This window comes from Ruegeria marisrubri (assembly GCF_001507595.1).
Taxonomy (GTDB): Bacteria; Pseudomonadota; Alphaproteobacteria; order Rhodobacterales; family Rhodobacteraceae; genus Ruegeria; species Ruegeria marisrubri.
In genome coordinates this window covers 1-23,297 of record NZ_LQBQ01000038.1, presented here as the reverse complement: position 1 = coordinate 23,297, position 23,297 = coordinate 1, and the positions used below count along the sequence as shown (strand labels likewise).

Genomic DNA, 23,297 nt, shown 5'->3' with positions numbered 1-23,297 from the left:
TCTTTCTATGTTGTTGAAGAAAAAAGGTTTTGCTGATCCGGGTGCGATGCCGCGGGGTGTTTGGGGTTTTGTCGGGCCCGTTTCCTGAGTTGTTGTGCCTTCGTTTTTGACAGTTCCGCGCGCTCGAATACCCACGGCCCGTCGGCAAGCGGATGGTCCGCCTCGGTTTCACCTGTTTCCGCTGCCAACCGCAACGTTTTTGGGGCCACCCCGAGCAGCTTGGCCGCGCTGGATAGATTGAGCCAGGGATCGAGGCCGCCGGGATCGGGCTTGAATACCGGAATTTTGCGGTAGGACCGGAGCGCTGTGATCCGCTCTCTGGTCCAGCGGTTGCCGTTTCCGGTGGCAAGGCCGGTCCGGTTCAGGACGCCTGCGATGACATCGTCGCTGGCGATCCGTGCAAGCTGGCGGACAGTCTCGGCAACATTCGGCGGTGTTGCGTTGCGCTGTCCGCGGCGGCGCTTTTTCAGGCGGATTTCCGTATGCGCGCCGCCGGCCCAATGAACCAGCAAAACGATCTCAGAGGCATCATCATCAAGATCTGCCACCACTTCCTGGATCACCATGCGGACGATGCGCTTCTTAAGCCTGGCATCGGTGACCGGCGCGAACCAGACGCGTTCAAGATCGGCCCCCAAGACGGCCAGGTCTTCGGCCGGCAATGCCATTCCGTCCGGGCTGGCCGTATCGTGGTGCGCGAGCTTGTGCTCGATCTCCTGAACCCGCTGAAGCGCCCGGTTCCACCGGGTTTCCAGCTCCGAGGTCACCAGGCGGTTCTCCGGGTCGGACGCATCATATTGCCGGAAGGCCCGGTCAGTTGTGTATTGAGCCGCTTCCAAGTCACGGCAAAGCGCGCCGCGGACCTGGTCTCGCTGGCTCACTGCTTGCTTGGCGGCCGCCTCTGCAGCAGCGATGGCACCGGGGCTGACCACCTGCAGGAGCGCGTGTTCAATGGCATCATCGACCCGCAAGCCGCCGAAGGAGATGCAGCGCGCTTCGCCGTTGTCCAGGAGGCCGCGCCAGCACGAGTAGCGCGGGACGTCGTGCTTCTTGCCAGTGTAGCGAACCGTCAGCTTGCGGCCGCAGCGCCGGCAGCGCAGCAGCCCGGCAAGAAGAGCAGAGCCGTGTTTGGCTGCACTATTATGCCGGCTCTGAGGGACGTTGTTGCTGACCATTTTACGGATCGCCTCTGCCCGTTCCCAACTCACATAGCCTTCATGCGCGCCCGGCTTCAATGCAAGCCACTCCTCGCGGTCTTTCCTGCGAACGGCCGATGTCCCGAACCCTGGCGATGCCTGGGTTTTGCCGTAGGCATAAGCCCCGCCATAGGCCGGATTGACGATCATGCGGTGGATGGTGGCATAGGTCGGGCGGCGCCAGACCACCTCACCCTGTTTGCGCAGGCTGGGCAGTTCAAGGCCATGTTCGAGGAACCACAGGAGGGCCTGCCGTGCGCTCCCTAACTCGGCAACCTTGTCGAAAACCAGGGATATGGCTTCCTGCACGCGGCGGTCCGGGTCTTTCTCAAGCCGATCCCCGGCCTTTACGAAGCCGACAGGGGCGGCGACGACAAGTTCGCCGCGCCGCGCCTTCTCCTGGCGGGCGGCAAGGGAGCGTTGCCTGAGCAGGTCGAGCTCGTATTCGTTCAGGCTGCCCTTCAGGCCCAAAAGCAGCCGGTCATTGCCATCGCGCGGCGCATAAACCGTTTCCTGATCGATCAGCAGAGTGTCGACGACACGGCACATCTCGATGAGATGCTGCCAGTCCCGGCTGTTGCGCGCAAAGCGGGATACTTCACGCGTCGCGACGGCGCCGACCTTGCCGAGACAAACATCGGCGATCATCCGGTCAAAGCCTTCCCGCGCGACACCCCCGGCGGCAGAACGGCCGAGGTCGTCATCCACGATCTCAACCCGGCTCCAGCCCAAATCCGAAAGCCACTCCCGCATGGCATCTTGCAGGGCGCTGCTTTCCCGGTGGTGCAGGACCTGGTGGGCCGATGACTGGCGGACATAACGGATCGCCTTGCGTTCCAAATGCTGCGGACCAATCTTCTCATGCTTCATGATCGCTCACCCCCCCCCGTCCGCCGCACCGGCGTGTTCTGCGATCAGGCGTGCCATCAACCGTGTCAATGTTTGCTGCGTGTCGTCGGGAAGCCGATCCGACCGGCGGCCGGTGAGATTGCACCGAAACACTGCATCGCAGGAGCTGTCGACCACAGAATGGATATAGACCGATTTGCCGAACCAGGGATGCCATGGATAAAGAACCTCGCGCCGGTCGGTAACGTGGGTGTTCTGGCGTTCAGTTGTACAACCGCAAACGCCCCCACTCCGCCCTTTTGATAGCAACTGTTTTGGCCTGCTTTGGTTTAGGCGCGGTGCTTCAAGCGCCACTGTGCAAAAGACGCTCCATTTTTGCTGCGAAGGCTGTTGAACCCCGCTTGCGGGCTGCGCAGTATCGTACCATGAGCGAAAGATACTCCACCCCGAAATTCCGGCTGCGTGTCGTGTTTGGCCCCGGCGAAATGATAGGACCGGGCAAGGCCGAGTTGCTGGAGAATATCTCGCGCACCGGCTCCATCGCAGCGGCTGGCCGTGAAATGGGCATGAGCTACAAGCGTGCGTGGCAACTCGTCGAGACGATGAATGACATGTTCAGAGAACCGGTAGTGCTGAGCACCCGTGGCGGAGCCAGCGGGGGCGGGGCGACGTTGACCGAAACGGGCCAGCAGGTGCTGGCAGCGTATCGCAGCTTCGAAACCGAGGCGCGTTCGGCCGCAGGCGGCCAGATTGCACGGCTGCAGGGAATGCTGCGCAGGCGGGGAAATGCAAAATAGCCCTTGCCAGCCCGCGCAAGGGTCCGATATTCCCGAGGAAACATAACGACCATTGTGGATGTGCCATGTCGCCGTGCCGCGCCTGCCGCTCAATTGTTGCCGCGCTTGTTGCCCTTGCTGCTCTGACTGCTCCGGCGCGCGCGGTGGCCGAGGAGGTGCTTGTTTTCGCGGCCGCCAGCCTGGAAACGGCTCTGGAGCTGGCCGCCGAGGAATTCGAGGCGGATACCGGGCATGAAGTCACGGCGTCTTACGCGGGTTCGTCGGTTTTGGCCCGGCAGATACAGGCCGGGGCGCCGGCTGATCTGTTTTTGTCGGCCAACCAGGAATGGATGGACGTTCTGGAAGCGGCGGGCCTCGTCGCTGCCGAGACCCGCGTTGATTTGCTGGGAAACTCCCTTGTTCTGATCGGTCGCTCAGGAGGCGGTGCGCCCGTTGTCATCTCGCCGGGCTTCGATCTGGCAGAACGACTGGAGGGGGGGGCTCTGGCGATGGCGCTTGTGGATGCCGTTCCCGCTGGCATCTACGGGAAGGCGGCATTGCGGAAATTTGGGCTTTGGGAACAGGTTGCTGGCAGCGTTGCGCAGGCTGTCAATGTGCGCGCGGCTCTGGCGTTGGTCTCAAGTGGCGCGGCGCCTTTGGGCATCGTCTATGCATCGGACGCGATGGCCGACGACCGGGTGCAGGTCATCGCGCGCTTTCCTGGCGACTCGCATGCCCCCATCGTCTATCCGGCCGCCGCAACCGTGACCGCTGACGACGCGGCTCTGGATTTCCTGTCCTTCCTGCAAGGTGACGCCGCCCGACGGATCTTTGTCGAGCAGGGGTTCACCCTGCCCGGAGAATGAGCGTGATGGGTTGGCTGGGACCCGAGGAATGGAGCGCGCTCATGCTGTCGTTGCGGGTGGCATTCTGGGCGACGCTGGTGTCCATGCCTTTTGCCGTCTTCGTCGCCTATGCGCTGGCACGTTGGCAATTCCCGGGGCGGTCTGTCGTGAACGGGCTGGTGCACCTGCCCCTGATCCTTCCACCCGTCGTGACGGGCTACCTGCTGCTGCTGGGGTTCGGCACACAGGGGCCGCTGGGCGGGCTGTTGGCCAAGGCGGGCATCGTGGTTGCCTTCCGCTGGACCGGCGCCGCGCTGGCTGCCGGGGTCATGGCCTTTCCTCTGATGGTCCGCGCCATCCGCCTGTCGATCGAGGCCGTGGACCCCAGGCTGGAACAGGCGGGCGCGTCGCTGGGGGCGCCCCGGGTGATGGTGTTTCTGACCGTGACGCTGCCGATGATCCTGCCCGGTCTTGTTGCGGGGGCCGTCCTCGCCTTCGCCAAGGCGATGGGAGAGTTCGGCGCGACCATCACCTTCGTCTCCAACATACCGGGGCAGACGCAGACGCTGCCGCTGGCGGTGCACTCGTTCCTGCAGGTGCCCGGAGGAGAACCTGCCGCAATGCGCCTCGTGATCGTATCCATCGGGGTGGCGATGGGTGCCCTGTTGCTGTCGGAATTCGTCGGGCGCCGTGCGGCGGCGCGGGTGGCGGGCACATGACCCTGTCGGTACGCGTCTCTCACCGGCTGCCGGGAATGGACATCAAGGTGGCCTTTGACGCCCCGCCGGGGGTTACGGTGCTGTTCGGGCGGTCAGGGTCGGGCAAGACGACGATCGTCAACGCCGTGGCCGGGTTGTTGAAGCCCGATGCCGGGCGCGTGGCCGTCGATGATTGGGTCCTGTTCGACACAGAAAAAGGCCACTGGCTGCCGCCATACCGCCGGAGGCTGGGCTATATCTTTCAGGAAGGGCGTCTGTTCCCGCATCTGACGGTGAGCCAGAACCTCTCTTACGGCAGTTGGTTCGCGCCGAGGGGCGCCCGGAGAGAGAACCGGGGCAAGGTGATCGAGATGCTGGGCATCGGGCATCTGCTCGACCGCCGGCCGGCTTTGTTGTCCGGCGGCGAGAAACAACGCGTCGCCATCGGGCGCGCCCTTCTGGCCAGCCCGCGTCTGATCCTGGCGGACGAGCCGCTGGCGGCGCTGGACGATGCGCGCAAGGCGGAAATCCTGCCCTATTTCGAACGCCTGCGCGACGAGGTGTCGGTACCGATCCTCTATGTCACCCATTCCGCGGCCGAAGTGGCGCGTCTGGCGACCTCGGTCGTGGCCTTGCAGAGCGGCCAGGTCGAAAGGCACGGCCCTGCGGCCGAGGTGCTGTCGGACCCCTCGGTCGCTCCGGCCGGTGTGCGGGCCGTGGGCGCGGTGTTGCAGGCGCGGGTGCATACCCACCATCCGGACGGCCTGACCGAGCTTGAGGCCGGTGGCGACCGCCTGTTCCTGCCGCGCATACCTCACCGCGAGGGGGAAAGCGTCCGCGTCCGTATCGCGGCCCAGGAGGTCATGCTGGCCGACCGTGAGCCCCAAGGGCTGTCCGCGCTGAACGTCCTGAAGGGAACGGTGCTGGCGATCCGGTCAGGCGAGGGGCCGGGTGCGATCGTTTCGGTGCAGACCCGAGCGGGGATGGTTCTGGCCCGCATCACCCGACGTTCGGCCGAGGCGCTGGGCCTGCGGGAGGGCATGGAGTGCTATGCGGTCGTCAAGACGGTGGCCATCGCGCCGGAAGATATCGGCGGCCATGTGATCGAGGGATCGAAATAGGCGTGCTGCCTCACCGTCAGGCCAGAATGGTCGCCTCGTAGGCTTTCAAAATCGTTCGCGCCGCCGTGCCAAATCCCTCGCCATCGAGGTCGTTGCGCACGGAAAATATCTCGGCAAGTTCCCGAAGGCCCTCCGAGGACATGATGTGCAGCGCCTCTTCGCCCAGAAACAGGCTCTCGGCGGGATCGACCGTGTAGGTCCAGGTTCCAGTCAGAAGATTGATCGAAGCGGTGCCCAGGGTCGGGCCAGTCGAGATCTCCCACAACTGAAGCCCCGGAGTCCAGTTGAAGCCGGGCAGACCGACCGTTGCATCGAGATCCCCGGTGGCGTCATTGGGCGGGTTGCCGGTCACGAACCTGGTGGTATCGCCCGAGATGGTGACGATGATCTGGTCGGCGGGGTCAATGTTCGAGCCCAATTTCGCGCCCGGTGCATCGGTGTCAGGGCCGCAAGATAGAACAAGGCCCCGAAATCCGTGTATTTCTCAGGCGAGAGATCAAACCAACCTTTGGGAAATGTTTGCAATAATGGAACCTGCTCATTCGACCAACACATCACCATAATAACGGGAATGAAGGCTCAATAGGAAAGTTTTTTTGTTTTCAGCCGGGTGTGGCATGAAATGGTCACATGAAAATGAAAGTGAACTCTTGTGGTCTGCGTTTGCAACAGGGCTATTCTTTGTTCAAAGTCGGATCAGTTGTTGCAGGAGATTGATATGAACCGCCTCGCGAAAGCGGCTATTTTGTCAGCACTTGTTCTTGTTCCAGGGGTAGCGACCGCTTTCAGGGCGTGGAACCGGGCCAACGTGTATGCCCTTCAAAACGGAGTATTCGAAGTGGTGAACCATTTCGGTTCGGCCCCCAAGGATTACTGGTGCGGCGCGGGCGACTACGCGATCCGCGTGCTCAGAACACCGGCCACGCAGAGAGTCTATCTCTGGCAGGCGGTCGGGCCGTCCGTTGCCGAGCCGGGCAAGAAAGGGGTCCAGTTCTCGCTGCAACCACCGGCAGGTGCCGACACGTCTCCGGGCTATTCCGTTTCAGTCAAGCGCGTGGGTGACAACATGCCCGCTTCGATGGCGCAGAACTATTGCTATGACAACACCGCCGACGAGATCTGGCTGAAATAGCGGTCACACCCATTTGGCCAGCGGCGGCAGGCTCATCAGCACCGCATCGGGATCGTGGCCGGTTTCCAGGCCGAACTTGGTGCCCCGGTCATAGACCAGGTTGTATTCCGCATACAGCCCCCGGTGGATCAGCTGCGTGTCCTTGTCCTGATCGGTAAAGGGCTGCACCCGGCGCTTTTCCACCAACGGCAGGAATGCGGGCAGGAAGGCGCGGCCTATGTCCTGCGTCAGGGCGAAATCGGCCTGCCAGTCATCGGTGAAGTAGTCATCCATGAAGATGCCGCCCACGCCGCGCGCACGCTTGCGGTGGGGGATGTAGAAATACTCGTCGGCCCATTCCTTGAGACGCGGGTAATGCCCCGGCCCGTGTGGGTCGAGATACGCCTTTTGAGTTGCGTGGAAATGGGCCGTGTCCTCGTCATATTCGATGCAGGGGTTCAGGTCCGATCCGCCACCGAACCACCAGGCGTGAGGCGTCCAGAACATCCGGGTGTTCATGTGCACCGCGGGCACGTGCGGGTTTCGCATGTGAGCGACAAGGCTGATGCCCGAGGCCCAGAAACGCGGGTCGTCCTTCATGCCCGGGATGCCCTTGCGCGCAGCCATGGCGTTCTGCGCGCGCTCGCCCAGCGTGCCATAGACGGTCGAGACATTGACGCCGACCTTTTCAAACACCCGGCCGCCGCGCATCACCGACATGAGGCCGCCGCCGGCGTCCGAGCCATCTTCGGCCCGGCGCTTGGTCGGGGTCACTTCGAAGCGCCCCGGTTCGCCGTCGGAAAACGGGCCGCTGTCGTGGCTGTCCTCCAGCGCCTCGAAAGCCGCCACGATCTCGTCGCGAAGCTGGCGGAACCATGCGGCGGCGGTGGATTTTTCGGTGCTGAGAGGGTCGGTCATCATTCAGGTCCTATGGGGCGTCGGGTTTTGCGACCGGCGTTCGCTGCTGTGCCGGCTGGCGATCAATGTGCGGGGGCGGCCACGGGGTCGAGCAGGGTGCGGCCGCCGTCGATGGTCAGAATCTGCCCGGTCATGAAACCGGAGGCTTCAGACGCGAGAAACTGCGCTGTTTCGGCAAGTTCCGTCGGGGCCGCGATGCGCGACAGGGGCGTGTGGTTCTCGATGTCTTCCCTGAATTTACGGTTGTCCCTGAGAGCTGACTGAAGCGAAGCGCTCATCACCGATCCAAGGGCGATCGCGTTGACGCGAATGCGTTTTGGTGCAAGCGAGACGGCAAGCGATCGTGTCAACTGGTCAAGAGCGGCGGTGGACACGGAATAGGCCATCAATTCGGGATGGGTTCTGCGCGCCGCGATAGACGAGAGGTTGATGATCGACCCGGCTGGCGCTTCGTCGTTGTCTCCGGCTTGCTTGATCATGCGTTTTGCGATCAGCTGGCTCAGCCTCAGGGCCGGCATCAGGTTCTGGTTGAGCAAGGTGCGCACCGAGTCGTCCTCCAGATCCAACGGGTCGGAGCGGATCACCTGCCTTGCGCCATTCACCAGGATGTCCACCTGATCGAACGCGTCGAGAGTGGCGGACAGCAGATTGGCGATGGTCAGTTTCTCGCGCAGATCGCCCGCAAAATAGCGAATGTTTCCTTCTTCTGCCTGCTCTCCCAGTTCTTCGACCAGACGCTTTTCGTCCATGTCCGCGAACACGACATTCGCCCCGGCATCGGCAAAGTGGCGGCCGATGGCCAGCCCGATGCCGTTGGCGCCTCCGGTTACGATCGCGGTTTTGCCTGCGATGGAAAAGGACATGTGTTTCCTCCTGATTTGCGGCGCAGGTTACCCGGGATCACCGCCGGGGGCGAGAGGCGTGTAGCACCTTGAACCGGTTGTCTCCCGCAATCTCTTCGACCTGGGCGAAAGCCTCGCTGAGCGCGGTCTCGTAAGGCAGGTGCCGATTGGCAACCATCCAGAGATGGCCCGACTTTGTCAGGTTGCGGGCAGCGGCCGCGATGAATCCGCGCCCCAGACCGGGATCGGCCTTGCGCGATGTATGGAACGGCGGGTTCATCACCACGGCGTCCACCGGTTCCGGCGCCGTCCACGTTACGGCGTCGGTCCAGTGGAACTGTGCCCGGGGATCCTGCACATTCTCGCGGGCGCAGGTCAGGGCAACATGGTCGGCCTCGACCAGATGCAGGGTTTCGATCCGTTCGTTCTCCAGCAACCGGGCGGACAGAAAGCCCCATCCCGCGCCGAGATCCGCGACCCTGCGGCCCAGTTTGGCGGGCAGGGAGGACAGCAAAAGCCGGGATGCCGGATCGATTTCATCGGCGGAAAACACGCCGGGCGCGGTCCGGAACCCGTCGACCTGCTGCACCTCCGGCGCGTCCCAGTCTTCGAAGGCTGTCGGATCGGCCTTGAACCAGAAGATCTTGCCGTGCGCCTTGGCAAAAGGGCCTTCGACGTTGACGCGCTTGCGGATGTCCTTCAGCAGACTGTCCACCCCGTCGGACTTGGCTCCATCCACGACGATGGTGCCGCTGGCCCGGCTGCAGGCCTGATGCACCAGCGCGCGGGCAAGCGCCTTGGCACGCGGCATGAACAGTATCACGTCCTGACATGGCTTGTCCGATTCCGGGGTCACGATGAACCCCTGCGCCGCGAAGTGGTCGTGAAAAGGTTTGAAGGGCTGCACCACTTCGGCCGTGCGCGGCAATGCCGACAGGGCGTGTTCGGGGGTAGGCAGCAGGACGGACAGAGGCTCGGATGGATCGAGACCGCTTTCAAGTGCGAGACTCAGGCGAGGGGACATCGGATGTTCCTGTCAGGCTGCGTGGGAAGATGCCCGGCTGCCAAGCCGGCAAAGAGCACCTCAGTCTTCCCGTTCCATGGTGCATTGCAGGGGGTGCTGGTGGCGGCGGGCGAAGTCCATCACCTGTCCCACCTTGGTCTCGGCGATCTCGTGGCTGAACACGCCTACGACGGCCACGCCCTTCTTGTGAACGGTCAGCATGATTTCGAAGGCCTGTGCATGGCTCATGGCGAAAAACCGTTCCAGAACATGCACCACGAATTCCATCGGGGTGTAGTCGTCGTTCAGCAGCAGAACCTTGTAAAGCGGCGGGCGCTTCGTCTTTGGACGTGTCTGCACAAGGACCGAGGTGTTGCCATCCTCGTCCGACTTGTCCGACATCATCAGGGGTTCTGACAGCATTTTTCGCGAAGTCCGTTTCAGGGTTCGGTTTCTTAGGTGGCTTATATAACCTTAGCGCACCCGGAGAAAAGAGTAAGCAATCGAGATGGGACAAAAGCTCACGACCATTGGGTTCGATGCCGATGACACGCTGTGGCACAACGAGCGTTTCTTCCAGATGACCCAGGCGTATTTTGCCGAGTTGCTGGTGGACCACGCGGACAGGGACCATCTGATGGAGCGCCTGCTGGAGGCCGAAAAACGCAACATCCGGCACTATGGGTACGGGATCAAGGGGTTTACCCTGTCCATGATCGAAACCGCGATCGAAGTGACGCAGGATCGGGTTCCGGCCTCGGTGATCCGTCAACTGATCGAGGCGGGGCAGGAAATGCTGGCGCATCCGATCGAACTGCTGCCCCATGCCCGCGAGGCAGTGGAGGCGATGGCCGAAACGCACAGAATCGTTCTCATCACAAAGGGAGATCTGATCGACCAGGAGCGCAAGTTGGCGCAGTCGGGGTTGGGGGAATTGTTCGATGCCGTCGAGATCGTTTCCGAAAAGACGCCAGAGGTCTACGCCACCATTTTCGGACGCCATGGCGACGGCCCCGAGCGGGCGATGATGGTGGGCAACTCGATGCGGTCCGATGTCGTGGCTCCCATCCGGGCCGGATGCTGGGGGGTGTATGTCCCGCATGGCCTGGTCTGGGAGGTCGAGCATGCCGAGCCGCCAAAGGACAGGCGGCGCTATCATGAACTGCCGGATCTGGGTGGCCTTGAGGGACTGGTACGGCGCATTTCCGAAACCTGAATGTTGCAGATGCGCGTCACCTCGGGAAAAAGCGACCCGGCGCGGCAGGGATTGTCGTTCGTCACACCGGGACTGGTAGGCCATCTGTTACCGGAAGCCAGATATTGTGCAGGTTGATTGCAGGATTGACCGCCGTACAGGGCAGCTTCCGGTTTCTTTTGCGGCCATCCTGTGCTAGCCTCGACTGAAATAATTTGAATTGCCGACCGGGAAAACCCGGCGGCACGAGGCAGACAGAGGCAAAGATCGTGCAGGTTCGGCAGACAGTTCCGGCCCGTATGGGCCTGATCGTTATCTCATTGTTGTGGCTTTTCGTCGTAATGCCGTTGAGCGCGGCAGCCGCGCCCTATGCGGCGATGGTGATCGACGCACGCACGGGCGAAGTTCTGCATTCCAGGAACGCCGACACCCGGCTGCACCCGGCATCGCTGACCAAGATGATGACGCTCTACATCGCGTTCGAGGCTGTTCGGAACGGTGAGATCACGCTGGATACGCCGGTGCGCATCACGAAAAAGGCAGCGTCCGAGCCCCCCTCGAAGCTGGGACTCAGGGCCGGGCAGACCATCGCCTTCCGTTACCTGATCCGCGCGGCGGCGGTGAAGTCAGCCAATGATGCCGCCACCGCCATCGGCATCGCGATCAGTGGGTCCGAAGCCGCATTCGCCCGGCGCATGACGCGCACGGCGCGCGCCATGGGAATGACCCGCACCACTTTCAAGAATGCCCACGGGCTGACCGAGGAAGGCCACCTTTCGACCGCCCGGGACATGACGACCCTGGGTCGGCACCTGCTTTACGACTATCCGCAATATTACAACCTGTTCTCGCGCAAATCGACCTATGCTGGGATCAAGACGGTACCCAACACGAACCGTCGTTTGCTGGCGGCCTACAGGGGGGCCGATGGCATCAAGACCGGATACACACGCGCTGCGGGGTTCAATCTTGTCGCCTCGGCCAAGCGCGGCGACAAGCGGATCATCGCAACCGTGTTCGGCGGCAAGTCCAGCGCCTCGCGCAATGCCAGGGTCGCGGAACTTTTGGATATGGGATTCCGCAGGGCTCCGTCCCGCGCACCGATCCGGAAACCCAGCCGGCCCGTCTATGCGGGCAATACCGGCATCGATGCCCCGGTCGGCACGACCGTTCGGGTGGCGGGCGCGCCAAGACAAAGCCTGCGCCCCGTGCTGCGGCCGGGTGCTGCGGCAACGGTGCAGGTGGCAAGCGCCGCGGCCGAAGCCGCCGAAGCAGACAGCTCCGGCATCCAGGCGGCTATCGAAGAGGCCATCGTCGTGGCCGCGGTGACGTCGTCCGCGCCCAGCGTCACGACCCCCGATATCCGCCCCGCCTTGCGGCCGGAAAATCTGGTGCTGGCGTCGGTCGATGCGTCCGCCCAGCCAGAGCCTGCGCCCGAACCCGAGCAGGAAGTCGTGACCCGGCTGTCCACGTCAGGCGGGCATCTGTGGGGCATCAATGTCGGGCGGTACACGACTCGCTACGAGGCCGAGAAGGTCTTGCTGAGAACGGCGCTTGCGGAAATGACCACGCTGGACGGCACCCTGCGCAAGGTCAATCAGAGTTCACGTGGCTTCGACGCCACCTTTCAGGGCATGACCCGCGAACAGGCCGATCTGGCCTGCCGCCGCCTGGCGGCGCGCAACATGTCCTGTATCACGATCGGACCCTCCTGAAGGCCCGGCATTCACTCACGGAAAACTCACCGCGCCATCTCGGCGCGGTTTTTCTTGTTGATGGGCGTGGTTCAGCGTTGGAACTTTTTGACTTCGATACCGCCTTCGATCAGGCATGAGCGCACGGATTTCGCGATCTGAACCGCGGTCGGGCCGTCGCCGTGCAAGCAGATCGTGTCAATGGAGGTCTCCAGTCGCTTGCCGCTTTCGGTGATGATCGCGCCTTCGCGCACCATGTTCAGGATGCGTGGGCCGGCAATATCCGGATCGTGGATCACGGCGCCGGGCAGGGCGCGATCGACCAGCGTGCCGTCATCGTTGTAGGCGCGGTCGGCGAAGATCTCGCCCACCCATTTGCAACCCAGTTCTCGCACCGCCTCTTCCTGCTTGGTCACGGCCAGCACCATGATGATGATGTCGGGGTCGACGTCCAGCGCGCCCTGATAGCAGGCGCGGGCCATGTCGATATCGGCCGAGCACATGTTGGCCAGCGCCCCGTGCAGCTTGAGATGCCGCACCTGCGCGCCCACGGCCGCCGCCATTCCGCGCGCCGCACCCAGCTGATAACGCACCAGGTTGCGCAGCGAGTCATGCGGCACCTTCATGTTGCGTCGGCCGAACCCCTGCAGATCGGGAAAGCCCGGGTGTGCCCCGATGCCAACGCCGTTTTCGGCGGCCAGCGCCATCGTCTTGGCCATCACGTCCGGGTCGCCCGCGTGAAAGCCGCAGGCGATGTTGGCCGAGGTGATGATGTTCAGCAGGGCTTCGTCGTCACCCATCTTCCAGGGGCCATGGCTTTCGCCCATGTCGGCGTTCAGATCGACGCGGTTCATCGGTGCAACTCCTCAGTCTCGGGCGGAAATCACTCCGCTGATCAATTGGTAGGACAGCAGGTCGGGAATGTCATGCGGATCGCGCACCAAAGGCTCGACCCGCCGGGGTAGGCGGGCCAGGTCTTTGACGAACGCCTCGTGCAGGGCGACCGCCTCGTCCAGTGTGACGAACTGGAACCGGATCGTTCCGCCGGCCGGGGCCTGGGCTGCGCGCGGCAGGTCGCAGGGCAGGACCGTCGCAATGCGGGGATAGCCGCCGGTGGTCTGGCATTCGGGCAGAAGGATGAAAGGATTTCCGGTGCCGGTCATCTGGATATCACCGGGCGTGATGATCTCGGACAGGATATCGAGCTGCCCTTGGGCCGCGAACCCCTCGCCGGGGCTTTCCAGTTGCACGCCCATCCGGTTGGCGCGCGGGCCACGCCGGAACTCGGTCTGGGTGAACCTCTTCAACGTTTCCGGATCGAAAAGTGCGGTCTGAAAACTGGAAACGACCCTCAACAGGCCGCCCGAGAACCGCTCGGCCGGGGTGAGTTTGCGGCCCGCGTCGCCTTTGTCCGGTCCGCTTGGCAGGACGTCGCCTGCCGCGACAGCCCGTCCCACCTTTGCAGTAAGATGCGCGGAGCGCGAGCCGAGAAACGGCTCGGTCGCGATTCCGCCGCCCAGATGGAGATAACCATAAGCCCCCTTCAGAACGGCACCGATGGTCAGGCGTTGCCCCTTCGCCAGCAGGTGCGACGCATTCCAGACAACCGGGCTGCCGTCGATGCTGGCCTGCATCGGCGCGCCGGTCAGCGCAATTCTTGTGTCCTCGGTGGCTTCGAACTCACCACCCATGCCTGCCATTTCCAGCGCGGCCAACATCGGGCTTTGCCGCAGCAGCGCGGCGCCCTCGTGCAGCGCCAGAAGATCGGCGGCGCCAGAGCGCGACAGGCCCTGATCCAGATATGCCCCGCGCCCCAGATCCTGGATCGTGCAGGCCGGTCCGATGCGATTTACGATCAGGCTCATGCCGCGATCTCCTCGCATGTCGCGCCGCCGGTGCCATCGGCGTTGTCCGCGCGGATCTGCTCGAACGCGTCCCGCGAAACGGGCTCGAACAACATCTCGTCGCCGGGGTTGAGCGCAAAGCTCTGCGCCATTTCCGGGCGGAAGCAGCGAAAGGCGGTCTGGCCGATGTGGCGCCAGCCGGTCTGTGTCGGCCCCGAGAACAGGACGAACTGGGATATCGCCAGAACCAGCGCGCCTTCTGGCACCATCGGGTTGAGTTGCTGCAGCCGGGGAATGTTGAACTCGGGCCCCAGCGGGCCGAGATAGGGCTGGCCCGGCGCGAAACCGATGGTCAGCACCCGCACGCGGCTCTGGCTGAGACGGCGGACGGCTTCTTCGGTGGAAAGCCCAGCGGCCGCCGCGGCCTCGTCCAGTTGCGGGGCCAGGTCAGTGCCATAGACGGTTGGCACCCGCCAGAGCTTGCGGCCCGCGGGCAGGGGCGCGGCATACCAGTCGCGCGATGAGAGAAGGTCACGCAAGCGCGCCTCGATCTCGGCATGAGGCAATTGGGCAAAGTCAAAGCGCACATAGGCAGACGCCAGCGAGGTAGAGGTTTCCAGAACACCCTCCCACCCGGCGTTTTCCAGCGCGCCGCGAAAGGCCAGCGCCGCGCGGTTGGAGGCTTCGGTCATCTTGTCGGCAAAGGTGACGAGCATTCCATCCAGGCCGACATTGCGCACCATCGGAAAGGAGTCAGCGTGGGTCATAGAGCCTCCGCAGCAGGGTCGGGGTCAGATACATCGGGAACTGGTAGCATCCAAGGAAGATCAACAGGGGGTCGGTGGCCTCGGGCGGCAGGGCCACGAAAAACAGGGCGAAGTTGCGGTTGCCGGCTATGATGGCCGTGGGCACGGCGTCGGGCCTTGCCCGTGCGCGCAGAACGGCAAAGGCCAGAAGCTGCATCCCGAAATTCACGATGAATGCCGCGGCAAGCCAGAAGCCAAGCTCGGCCGGGTCGCGCTCGAAAGCCGGGCGGATGGCTGACATCAGCCCGACGACGATGACAGCCAGCGCAATCACCGTCATCCCGTCGGTGGCGCGGCGGCCCCGGTCGGTGAGACGCGGGAATCCCCAGTGGCGCAGGGCAAAGCCGAAACCGGCGGCTGCAAGGATGACGACCAGCAGGCGCAGGGCTGCATGCAGGACCGAGGCCAGTTCGCCGAATTGCGGCAGCATGGCGAATACCGGGATCGCGGTCAGCGGCAAGGCGGCCGTTCCGATGATCAACAGCCGCAGGGCCGGGGCCGGATCATGCCCCAGCAGTATGGCGAAATTGGCCGCGCCGGTGACCGATGGGGCCGCGAGCACAAGGGTCACCGCCAGCGCCAGAGGCGAGAGAGGCAATCCAAGCAACGCAAGCCCACCGAGAAAGGCCAGGGGCAGGGCAAGCTGCAGGACCAGCGCGGTACCCGCGGTGCGGGTCAGGGCGCCGAGGCTTTCCATCGTATCGCGCGGGCCGATGCGGAAAGCGGTCAGGAACAGCAGCAGCGCGACCATCTCGGGGATCCAGTGCCTCAGCGCACCGGCGAGGCCGGGCAGGGCGATCCCGGCGATCAGGCCGGCAATCAGTCCGAACTTGCCGTGACGGGCGATGAATGTGAGGACAGAGAGGATCATGGGCCTGTTTCAGCCAAAACGTCGATCGCTGAGAAAATGTGCTGGCCCGGCGGGGGCCAGCACGGGGGCAAGGAGCGGGTCTTACCCGCCGGGCCTTTGCCGGATGTTCTCGGGCAGCCATGTCGCCAGTTCGGGGAAGGCGATCAGCACGAAGACCATCAGCACCATGATCAGGAACATCGGGATCGCGGCGCGGGCGATGAAGGTCATCTCGTGATGGGTCATGCCCTGCAGCACGAACAGGTTGAACCCGATCGGCGGCGTGATCTGTGCCATCTCGACCACCACCACGATGAAGATGCCGAACCAGATGATGTCGATGCCGGCCTGCCGGATCATCGGCTCGACCACCGCCATGGTCAGCACCACCGACGAGATGCCGTCGAGAAAGCAGCCCAGCACGATGTAGAAGACCAGCAGCGCCATCAGCAGTTCCAGCCGCGACAGTTCCAGGCTGGCGATCAGGTCGGCCAGCCCGCGGGGCAGGCCGGTAAAGCCCATCGACAGCGACAGGAACGCGGCGCCGGCAAGGATCAGCGCGATCATCGCCGAGGTGCGCACCGCCCCCATCAGGCTGTCGGTGAAGGTCGCCCAGGACAAAGAGCCCTGCGACGCCGCCAGCACCAGCCCGCCGATCACGCCAAAGGCTGCTGCTTCGGTCGCCGTGGCGATACCCATGTACATCGAGCCGATCACCACGAGGATCAGGCAGATCACCGGGATCAGGAAGCGCGAGTTCTTAAGCTTTTCTCCCAGAGTCAACTTGGGTTCCGGCGTCGGGTTGAACGACTTGGACACCTTCGAGACGATGGCCACGTAGGTCATGAACATCAAGGCCAGCACAAGGCCGGGGAACACGCCCGCCATGAACAGCTTGGTGATCGATTCATTGATCGTCACGCCATAGACGATCAGGGTCAGCGAGGGCGGGATCATCAGGCCAAGGGTCGCCGCCCCGGCCAGCGTGCCGATGACCATGGTTTCGGGGTAGTTCCGCTTGCGCAGTTCCGGGATGGACATCTTGCCCACCGTGGTCAGCGTGGCCGCCGACGAACCCGAAACCGCCGCAAAGACCGTGCAGCCGACGATGTTGGTATGCACCAATCCGCCCGGCAGCCGTGCCATCCAGGGTGACAGCCCACGGAACATGTCCTCGGACAATCGCGTTCGATACAGGATTTCGCCCATCCAGATGAACAGCGGCAGCGCCGTCAGCGTCCAGGACGAGGACGAGGTCCACACCTTGGTGATCATCGCGTCACCGGCCGGGCGCGACGTGAAAAGGTCCATCCCCACATAGGCCACGCCCATCAGCGCCAGGCCGACCCAGACGCCCGAGCCGAGCAGCAGGAACAGGACGAAGAGAAAGATGCCGATCGGTATGAGTTGTTCCATGGCTTCTTACTCCGCGTGGCTCTGATCGACGAGGTCGGCGCGGATGCCGTGGTCGCCGAGAAAGATGAGTTGAACTAGGTGATCCCAGAAGGCGACGGCCAGCAGGATCGCCCCGGCCGACATGGACAGTTGCGGGATCCAGATCGGGGTGGCGTCAAGCCCCTGGCTCAACTCGTTCCAGCGCCACGAGACATAGGTGCCCTTGACCGCGTACCAGGCGAACCAGGTCGTGATGACGCTGCCGACGACAAAGCACCACAGCTCGCCCCACCAGCGTTTGCTGCCAAGCGCGGACAGCACCAGCGACACCCGGATGTGCGCCCCGTGGTTGAGCGCGTAAGCGAAGGCGAAGAACGACGCTCCCGCCATGCAGTATCCGGCATAGTCGGTGGCCCCGGGGAAAACCGCGCCGGTCCAGCGCGCCAGCATCTGCAGCACGATCAGGACCAGGATCGCGATCAGAAAGACCGAGGCGATCACGCCTCCGGCCAGGTAAAGAAAGTCGAGAAGGCGCCGGAGCGCGCGGGCTGCCGCCATGTCATGACTCCGTTCTTGTTCGGGAAGAGCCGGGTTGCCAGAGAGGCGGGCCGGGGAGTCTGCCCCGGCCCGCGCCCGGTTTACTGGTTCTTGTAGGCTTCAACGATGGCGCGGCCTTCGTCGCCGGCCTTTTCAAGCCATTCCTGCGTCATGGTCTCGCCGATGACCTTCAGTTCCTCGACCAGCTTGTCGCCGGCGCGGGTGACGGTCATGCCGCCTTCCTTGAGGCCGTTCAGGGTGAACTGCGTGTATTCCTTGGAACGAGACAGACCCTCTTCGGCCGCCTTGGCGGCGCAATCGGTCATCACGCCCTTGGTGGCGTCATCTAGGCCGTTCCAGGCATCCATGTTCACGAACACGGCGTTGCGCGGCAGCCAGGCATCGACCTCGTAGAAATGGGTCAGGTGTTCCCACACCTTGCGGTCATAGCCGGTGGCACCGGACGAGATGAAGCTTTCGGCCACCCCGGTCGCCAGCGCCTGCGACAGTTCCGCCGCCTCGACCTGAACCGGCAGCATGCCTGTCAGTTCCGCCATCCGTGCGGTCGCGGTCGAATACGAGCGGAACTTGATGCCCTTCATGTCCTCGACCGAGTTCACCTCTTTCTTGAAGTAGAGGCCCTGCGGCGGCCACGGCACCGAGTAGAGATAGTGCAGATTGTCGGCCTCAAGCGCCTTTTTCACGGCTGGCTGGGCGATGTCCCAGAGCTTTTCGTGTTCGTCGAAGGACGAGACCAGGAACGGGATCGAATCCACGCCGTAGATCGGGTTCTCGTTCTGGTGCGCCGACAGCAGGCGTTCGCCGATATTGGCCTGGCCGGTCATGACTGCGCGCTTGATTTCGTTGCCGGCGAACAGCGAGCCCGAGGGGTGCGTCACGATCTCGAGATTGCCGCCGGTGCCCTCGGTCACGCATTTGGCAAAGTTGGCGCCCACCTCGGAGTGGAAGTTGGTCGCCGCATAGGCCATCGGCATATCCCATTTCTCGGCCATGGCCGGCGCCGCCACTGCAGCGGTCAGCGCGGTCGCGGATAGAAGTTGTGTCAGCTTTTTCATGTTTTTCTCCCTAGTTGGTTGTTTGTGTCTGCCTGATCTTCAATGCCCGGCCTTCGTGTAGCGTGCCGGTGAATATGCGCTCAGGTCAACATTTGGCTGTTTCCCCGAGATGAGCTGGGCCAGAAGGCGGCCGGTTTTGGGGCCGCCGGTCAGGCCGATGTGATGGTGGCCGAAGCCGGTATAGACGCCCTTGATATGCGGCAGTTCGCCGATCACCGGAATGGAATCGGCCGGGGCCGGGCGATGCCCCATCCAATGGGTGACCTTCGATGCCTTCAGTCCGGGGAACACCGCCTCGGCGCTCTTGCGCATGAGATCGAGCGGCGCGTCCGAGGCACCGGCGTCGGTGCCGCCGAACTCGACCACGCCGGCCAGGCGCAGGCGGCCGTCCATCGGCGTGGCGACGATCTTGCGGGCGGCCACCATCACGGGCGATTTCGGCATGACCGAGGCATCCCAGAATTCGATATGGTAGCCACGCTCGGATTCCAGCTGCACGTTCAGGCCCAGTTTCTTCATCAACGGACCCGACCATACACCAGCTGCCACCACCACTGCATCGCAGGCGATGTTCTGCCCGGCAGCGCGCACGGCGATGGCCCTGCCGTTGTCCCGCACGATGTCCTCGGCCTCGGCCCGGACAAGCTGTCCGCCCCCGGCCTGAAAATGACCGACCAGATCCTTTACATACTGGCCCGGGTCCAGAATGCGCCCGTGGTCCTTCAGTCGCGCGGCGAATTGCAGGTCGGGCGCAAAGATCGGGTCATAGTCGCGGAACGCCTGCCCCTCCAGCTCGTCCCATGCAAAGCCGTGCTTGCGCCGTAACTCCCAGCCAAAGGCGTCGTCCTGGAAATGCGCGCGGTCGTTGTAGACGAACAGGTAGTCGGAGGGCGCGATCCATTTCTCGGCCCCGGTGCCTTGGGCCAGGGCCAGATGATCCTGCAGGCTGTCGCCCACGATCGGGGCCAGTGCCGCCGCCGCGCGGCTGGCGCCCTCTGCCGAGGCGTTGCTGAGGTATTTTGCCAGCCATGGCGCAAGTTTCGGCAGGTAGCCCCATTTCAGAAACAGTGGCTGGTTGGGATCGAACAGCATCCGGGGGGCCTTGAGAAACAACCCGGGAACCGTCACCGGCACGATGGAGCACGAGGCCAGGATGCCTCCGTTGCCGAAGGATGTCTCCTGCGCCGGTCCCTTCCGGTCGATCAGGATGACCCGATGCCCGTCGCGCTGCAGCCAGATGGCGGTGGACACACCGACAATCCCGGCGCCGATGACGGCTATCGTCCTGGGTGTTTCGGTCATTGCATCCCCCGGGCGCAGGATTCTGGCCCCTCCAGCGATTCGATGCAGGAAAGAATGCCACAAAGTGACAAAACGTCAACAAAATGTTGACAAGTTGACGGTGAGGTATAGGGTGGTGTCATGTCCAACTCAACATTTGGCCCGGTCGTATCCTCGGCGCATCTTGCCGAGGGGACGTTCCCGGAGGTCTCGGAATTCGAATTCGGCCTGATCATCGCGGGCCATGCCTTTGCCCGCTGGACGGTGCGCGCGATGGCGGCGGCGGGGTATTCCGGGCTGTCTTCGCTCGACGTGCTGGTGCTGCACACGGTTCGGCACCGCGGCAAACCCAAGAAGCTGGCCGATATCTGTCTTGTCCTGAACGTCGAGGACACGCACACGGTCAACTATGCGATCAAGAAGCTGAGCAAGGCGGGGCTTGTGAGGGAAGGGCGACAGGGCAAGGAAAAGACTGTCGAGGCCACCGAGGAAGGCATCGCGGCCTGCAGCCGGTATCGCGAGATCCGCGAGGCGCTGCTGCTGGAGGCGATGCAGGATATCGGCATCGAGCCCGAGCAGCTCGGCCGCGTCTCCAGCTTGCTGCGCCTGATGTCCGGCCAGTACGACCAGGCCGCCCGCGCTGCTACTGCCTATTGAGCCGAAGCGCCTCAAGGGGACCTCCTGACCGCATAGTGGTTCAGCTTGTCGACATCGGGGCGTGCGCCGAGGCCGGGCCCGTCGGGCACCACCACCTGCCCGTCCCGGACGGGGAAGGGAGTTTCCAATATGTCTTCCTTCAGGAAATAGGACGCCTGATAGAACTCGCAGCCCAAGGTGATCTCGGGCGTCGCGGCGATCATGTGGGTGCCTGCGAGATGGGCGAGCCCCGCTTCGAACATGTCGCCGCCATAGGCCGTCAGCCCATTGGCCGCGGCGATCCGGGCGACGGTCTGGCCGCGGGTCAGGCCGCCCGACTTCATGATCTTGACAGAGACGCCGTCGCAAATCCCTTCGCGGGCCGCCCGTACCATGTCCTCGGGGCCAAACACGCTTTCGTCTGCCAGCAGCGGAACATCGGTCAGATCGCGCAGCCTTGCCATCATGTCGAAGTGATGCGCCCGGACCGGTTGTTCGATGAAGTCCGGTCTGAACCGGGCCACATCCAGCACCTGCTGAACCGCCTGTTCGATCTCGAGTCCCTGATTGTAGTCGACCCGAACCCGGAACTCGGGGAAGTCCTGCGCAATACGCTCCAGCCGCATGATGTCGAAAGCATGGTCCTTGAAACCGGTCTTGAGCTTGATCAGCCCCACCTTGTCCTCGCGCAGCCGATGCATCAGCTCGATATCGGCGTTGAAGTCGGGGTTGGCGATCGAGCAACTCAGCGGAATGCTGTCGCGGCACTTTCCACCCAGCAGGGACCAGACCGGCTGACCGGTGATGTGCCCGGCAAGATCCAGCAGGGCGCTTTCCAGAGCCGCCTTGGCCTCGGTGCAATGCGCCAGCGCGCGCGTCGCCTCGGTCATGATCGCGGCGCGGTCGCCCACGCGGCGGCCCAGCACGATAGGGCGCAGATAACGGTCGAGCGCGGCATGGCTGGCCTCGGGCGTGCCGGTGAATACCGACCACGGAGAGGCCTCGCCAAAGCCCTGCGCCCCGCCCTCGGCCGCAAGCCGCAGGACCAGGATCTCGCACACCCCTTCAACCCGGCCGATCCCGTGGTCGCGGGCTGACACGACCGGCAGGGCCAGGTGCCACACATCAAATCCGGTAATGGTTTGTTGCAAGTCCATGCCGTCCTCCCACGAACTTGCAGTCGAGTGTGCGCGGGCTTTTGCATCATTTCCAATACAAAAACTTTCCCGATGTATCAGGGAAAGTGATATATGGGCGAAATGAACTCCTTTTTCCGCCACTATCAGGCATTCCACGCAATCATTGAAACCGGAACGGTCACGCGCGCGGCCGAGCGACTGGGCGTGTCGCAGCCCGCCATTTCCAACCTTCTGGGTCAGCTGGAGCGCCACACCAAGCTGAAGCTGTTCGAGCGCAGCCGGGGTCGGTTGCTTGCGACCCCCGAGGCCAAGGTTCTGTTCGAGGAAATCGACACGGTCGTTCGAGGTCTGGACCATGTGAACCAGGCGGTGGTGGATCTGCAGAACCAGAAGGCCGGGCAATTGCAGGTCGCCACCAGTCACGCGATGGCCTTTGGGTTCATGCCCGAAGAGATTGCCCGTTTCGTTACCGACAAGCCCAATCTGAGCATTGCCTTTCAATCCCAGTATTCATCGAAGATCCAGGAGTGGGTCATCGCGGGCTTGTTCGAGATCGGGATCTGCGAGCCTCCCGTGCGCCATGACGGGTTCGATCAGATCCCGTTTGCGTTCGAGATCCACTGCGCCGTTCCCGAGGACAGCCCCTTGACCAGATACCAAGTGCTGACGCCGAGATTGCTCGACGAGGTTCCTTTCATCGTCATGGGGGCGGACCACATGGTGAACCGACGGGTCCGCGAGGCATTCCACCAGGAGAGGGCGAATATGCGCATACGCTGCCACACCGACCTGTTCCGAAATGCCCTGAACATGGTCAAGCAGGGGCTGGGTGTCGCCTTGGTCGATCCGTTCACTCTCTCCAGTGATGACAGGCGGGGCTGCGTCCTTCGCCGGTTCGAGCCGCGGATTCTCATGGACATCGTCATCATAACCGTGCGGGGGCGTCCGATCTCGACCATTGGTCGACAGTTTCTGGATCAGGTTTCCACCAGCATGTCACGCTTGGCGCTGCCGGCCGCTCAGTTGCACATCGGGTGATTCCGGGCCCTGGGGGCTGTGATTGTTGTCGGGGCATGTCGGTCTGGTCCGGAGGTATGAACGAGTCGCATTTCACCGACTCGCCGGGCCGCTCTTGTGCGGCGAATTTCGCAATCAACAATATATGGTGTCCCGACTCGGCGGCGACCGAAGGGTGGGGCGGGGCGACGTGCTGCAAGTCTTGCGGAGCAGGGCGGCGCCGTCCCTTGGAGGTGTGGTAAGTGGTTGTTTTGGAATTCAAATTTTGAGGAGAGCAAAAAAAATGGCAAGTTTTGAAATTTCCTCTTGCGGCCGTCAGTGGTTAGGCATAGAACGCCCCTCACCGGCGGCGCTGAGGCGCTGCGGACACGTCGGAGAGACGGCGGGACGGACCGGAGAGACGGTTGGCATCTTGGGATTTGGCGAGGCTGTTGCGCTGCTTGGTTGGCGTATCGGTCTGGTTTTGGG

24 protein-coding genes are annotated in these 23,297 nt (G+C 63.3%); 9 read left to right on the top strand and 15 right to left on the bottom strand.

Annotated elements, in window-relative coordinates; all coding sequences use genetic code 11:
• Nucleotides 1–5 precede the first annotated feature (5 nt).
• On the bottom strand, nt 6–2,066 hold the full coding sequence (locus AVO45_RS17670) for a recombinase family protein (RefSeq protein ID WP_068349691.1): 2,061 nt from the start codon (nt 2,064–2,066) through the stop codon (nt 6–8).
• A gap of 404 nt (nt 2,067–2,470) precedes the next feature.
• Between AVO45_RS17670 and AVO45_RS17665 the strand changes: the two genes are divergently transcribed.
• The 4 genes from AVO45_RS17665 (at nt 2,471) to modC (ending at nt 5,485) form a co-directional block, all read left to right on the top strand.
• Nucleotides 2,471–2,842 carry a winged helix-turn-helix domain-containing protein gene (locus tag AVO45_RS17665; protein WP_068349689.1) on the top strand — a complete coding sequence of 124 codons (372 nt, stop codon included), beginning with the start codon at nt 2,471–2,473 and terminating at the stop codon, nt 2,840–2,842.
• 65 nt (nt 2,843–2,907) lie between these two features.
• On the top strand, nt 2,908–3,687 hold the full coding sequence (modA, locus tag AVO45_RS17660; RefSeq protein WP_068349687.1) for a molybdate ABC transporter substrate-binding protein: 780 nt from the start codon (nt 2,908–2,910) through the stop codon (nt 3,685–3,687).
• Between the two features lie 5 nt (nt 3,688–3,692).
• The gene (gene modB, locus AVO45_RS17655; protein WP_068349685.1) at nt 3,693–4,385 is read left to right on the top strand and encodes a molybdate ABC transporter permease subunit; all 693 of its coding nucleotides are present in this window, start codon (nt 3,693–3,695) and stop codon (nt 4,383–4,385) included.
• Nucleotides 4,382–5,485 (top strand): molybdenum ABC transporter ATP-binding protein, encoded by a 1,104-nt coding sequence (gene modC, locus AVO45_RS17650; protein ID WP_068349683.1) that lies wholly within the window; start codon nt 4,382–4,384, stop codon nt 5,483–5,485. Before modB ends, modC begins: the two co-directional genes overlap by 4 nt.
• Before the next feature lie 16 nt (nt 5,486–5,501).
• Here modC and AVO45_RS17645 read toward each other — a convergent pair whose 3' ends face one another.
• Nucleotides 5,502–5,903 carry a hypothetical protein gene (locus AVO45_RS17645; RefSeq protein WP_068349681.1) on the bottom strand — a complete coding sequence of 134 codons (402 nt, stop codon included), beginning with the start codon at nt 5,901–5,903 and terminating at the stop codon, nt 5,502–5,504.
• Nucleotides 5,904–6,293: 390 nt separating this feature from the next.
• On the opposite strand from AVO45_RS17645, the gene AVO45_RS17640 reads away from it, so the two are divergent.
• A complete protein-coding gene (locus AVO45_RS17640) occupies nt 6,294–6,617 on the top strand; it encodes a hypothetical protein (protein ID WP_240482169.1) in 324 nt (107 codons plus the stop codon).
• A gap of 3 nt (nt 6,618–6,620) precedes the next feature.
• Here the strand turns inward: AVO45_RS17640 and hemF are convergent, their stop codons facing one another.
• The 4 genes from hemF to clpS form a co-directional block, all read right to left on the bottom strand.
• Nucleotides 6,621–7,514 carry an oxygen-dependent coproporphyrinogen oxidase gene (hemF, locus tag AVO45_RS17635; RefSeq protein WP_068350002.1) on the bottom strand — a complete coding sequence of 298 codons (894 nt, stop codon included), beginning with the start codon at nt 7,512–7,514 and terminating at the stop codon, nt 6,621–6,623.
• A 62-nt stretch (nt 7,515–7,576) separates the two neighbouring features.
• Complete coding sequence (locus AVO45_RS17630) at nt 7,577–8,377, bottom strand: SDR family NAD(P)-dependent oxidoreductase (protein WP_068349677.1); 801 nt, start codon at nt 8,375–8,377, stop codon at nt 7,577–7,579.
• Between the two features lie 37 nt (nt 8,378–8,414).
• Nucleotides 8,415–9,380: a class I SAM-dependent methyltransferase gene (locus tag AVO45_RS17625; RefSeq protein ID WP_068349675.1), complete on the bottom strand. Its 966-nt coding sequence runs from the start codon at nt 9,378–9,380 to the stop codon at nt 8,415–8,417.
• A gap of 60 nt (nt 9,381–9,440) precedes the next feature.
• Nucleotides 9,441–9,782 (bottom strand): ATP-dependent Clp protease adapter ClpS, encoded by a 342-nt coding sequence (clpS, locus tag AVO45_RS17620; protein WP_068349674.1) that lies wholly within the window; start codon nt 9,780–9,782, stop codon nt 9,441–9,443.
• A gap of 85 nt (nt 9,783–9,867) precedes the next feature.
• Here clpS and AVO45_RS17615 point away from each other — a divergent pair, with 85 nt between their 5' ends.
• Together AVO45_RS17615 and AVO45_RS17610 are read left to right on the top strand one after the other, a co-directional pair.
• The gene (locus tag AVO45_RS17615) at nt 9,868–10,575 is read left to right on the top strand and encodes an HAD family hydrolase (RefSeq protein WP_068349672.1); all 708 of its coding nucleotides are present in this window, start codon (nt 9,868–9,870) and stop codon (nt 10,573–10,575) included.
• Between the two features lie 278 nt (nt 10,576–10,853).
• A complete protein-coding gene (locus AVO45_RS17610; RefSeq protein WP_068349671.1) occupies nt 10,854–12,269 on the top strand; it encodes a D-alanyl-D-alanine carboxypeptidase family protein in 1,416 nt (471 codons plus the stop codon).
• Nucleotides 12,270–12,340: 71 nt separating this feature from the next.
• Here the strand turns inward: AVO45_RS17610 and AVO45_RS17605 are convergent, their stop codons facing one another.
• From AVO45_RS17605 to AVO45_RS17570, 8 genes are all read right to left on the bottom strand, one after another.
• On the bottom strand, nt 12,341–13,102 hold the full coding sequence (locus AVO45_RS17605; protein ID WP_068349669.1) for a LamB/YcsF family protein: 762 nt from the start codon (nt 13,100–13,102) through the stop codon (nt 12,341–12,343).
• A gap of 12 nt (nt 13,103–13,114) precedes the next feature.
• Nucleotides 13,115–14,113: a 5-oxoprolinase subunit C family protein gene (locus AVO45_RS17600; RefSeq protein ID WP_068349667.1), complete on the bottom strand. Its 999-nt coding sequence runs from the start codon at nt 14,111–14,113 to the stop codon at nt 13,115–13,117.
• A complete protein-coding gene (locus AVO45_RS17595) occupies nt 14,110–14,859 on the bottom strand; it encodes a 5-oxoprolinase subunit B family protein (RefSeq protein ID WP_068349665.1) in 750 nt (249 codons plus the stop codon). Before AVO45_RS17595 ends, AVO45_RS17600 begins: the two co-directional genes overlap by 4 nt.
• Nucleotides 14,846–15,769 (bottom strand): hypothetical protein, encoded by a 924-nt coding sequence (locus AVO45_RS17590; RefSeq protein ID WP_068349662.1) that lies wholly within the window; start codon nt 15,767–15,769, stop codon nt 14,846–14,848. Before AVO45_RS17590 ends, AVO45_RS17595 begins: the two co-directional genes overlap by 14 nt.
• Before the next feature lie 81 nt (nt 15,770–15,850).
• The gene (locus AVO45_RS17585; protein ID WP_068349660.1) at nt 15,851–17,164 is read right to left on the bottom strand and encodes a TRAP transporter large permease; all 1,314 of its coding nucleotides are present in this window, start codon (nt 17,162–17,164) and stop codon (nt 15,851–15,853) included.
• Nucleotides 17,165–17,170: 6 nt separating this feature from the next.
• The gene (locus tag AVO45_RS17580) at nt 17,171–17,701 is read right to left on the bottom strand and encodes a TRAP transporter small permease (protein ID WP_068349659.1); all 531 of its coding nucleotides are present in this window, start codon (nt 17,699–17,701) and stop codon (nt 17,171–17,173) included.
• 80 nt (nt 17,702–17,781) lie between these two features.
• Nucleotides 17,782–18,756: a TRAP transporter substrate-binding protein gene (locus AVO45_RS17575; RefSeq protein ID WP_068349657.1), complete on the bottom strand. Its 975-nt coding sequence runs from the start codon at nt 18,754–18,756 to the stop codon at nt 17,782–17,784.
• A 39-nt stretch (nt 18,757–18,795) separates the two neighbouring features.
• Nucleotides 18,796–20,058, bottom strand: a complete 1,263-nt coding sequence (locus AVO45_RS17570; RefSeq protein WP_068349655.1) for an NAD(P)/FAD-dependent oxidoreductase — start codon at nt 20,056–20,058, stop codon at nt 18,796–18,798.
• Nucleotides 20,059–20,178: 120 nt separating this feature from the next.
• Between AVO45_RS17570 and AVO45_RS17565 the strand changes: the two genes are divergently transcribed.
• Nucleotides 20,179–20,694 (top strand): winged helix DNA-binding protein, encoded by a 516-nt coding sequence (locus AVO45_RS17565; RefSeq protein ID WP_068349653.1) that lies wholly within the window; start codon nt 20,179–20,181, stop codon nt 20,692–20,694.
• An 11-nt stretch (nt 20,695–20,705) separates the two neighbouring features.
• On the opposite strand, the gene AVO45_RS17560 is transcribed toward AVO45_RS17565, so the two are convergent.
• The gene (locus AVO45_RS17560) at nt 20,706–21,830 is read right to left on the bottom strand and encodes an enolase C-terminal domain-like protein (RefSeq protein ID WP_068349651.1); all 1,125 of its coding nucleotides are present in this window, start codon (nt 21,828–21,830) and stop codon (nt 20,706–20,708) included.
• Nucleotides 21,831–21,923: 93 nt separating this feature from the next.
• On the opposite strand from AVO45_RS17560, the gene AVO45_RS17555 reads away from it, so the two are divergent.
• Nucleotides 21,924–22,850: a LysR family transcriptional regulator gene (locus AVO45_RS17555; protein ID WP_240482168.1), complete on the top strand. Its 927-nt coding sequence runs from the start codon at nt 21,924–21,926 to the stop codon at nt 22,848–22,850.
• Nucleotides 22,851–23,297: the final 447 nt, after the last annotated feature.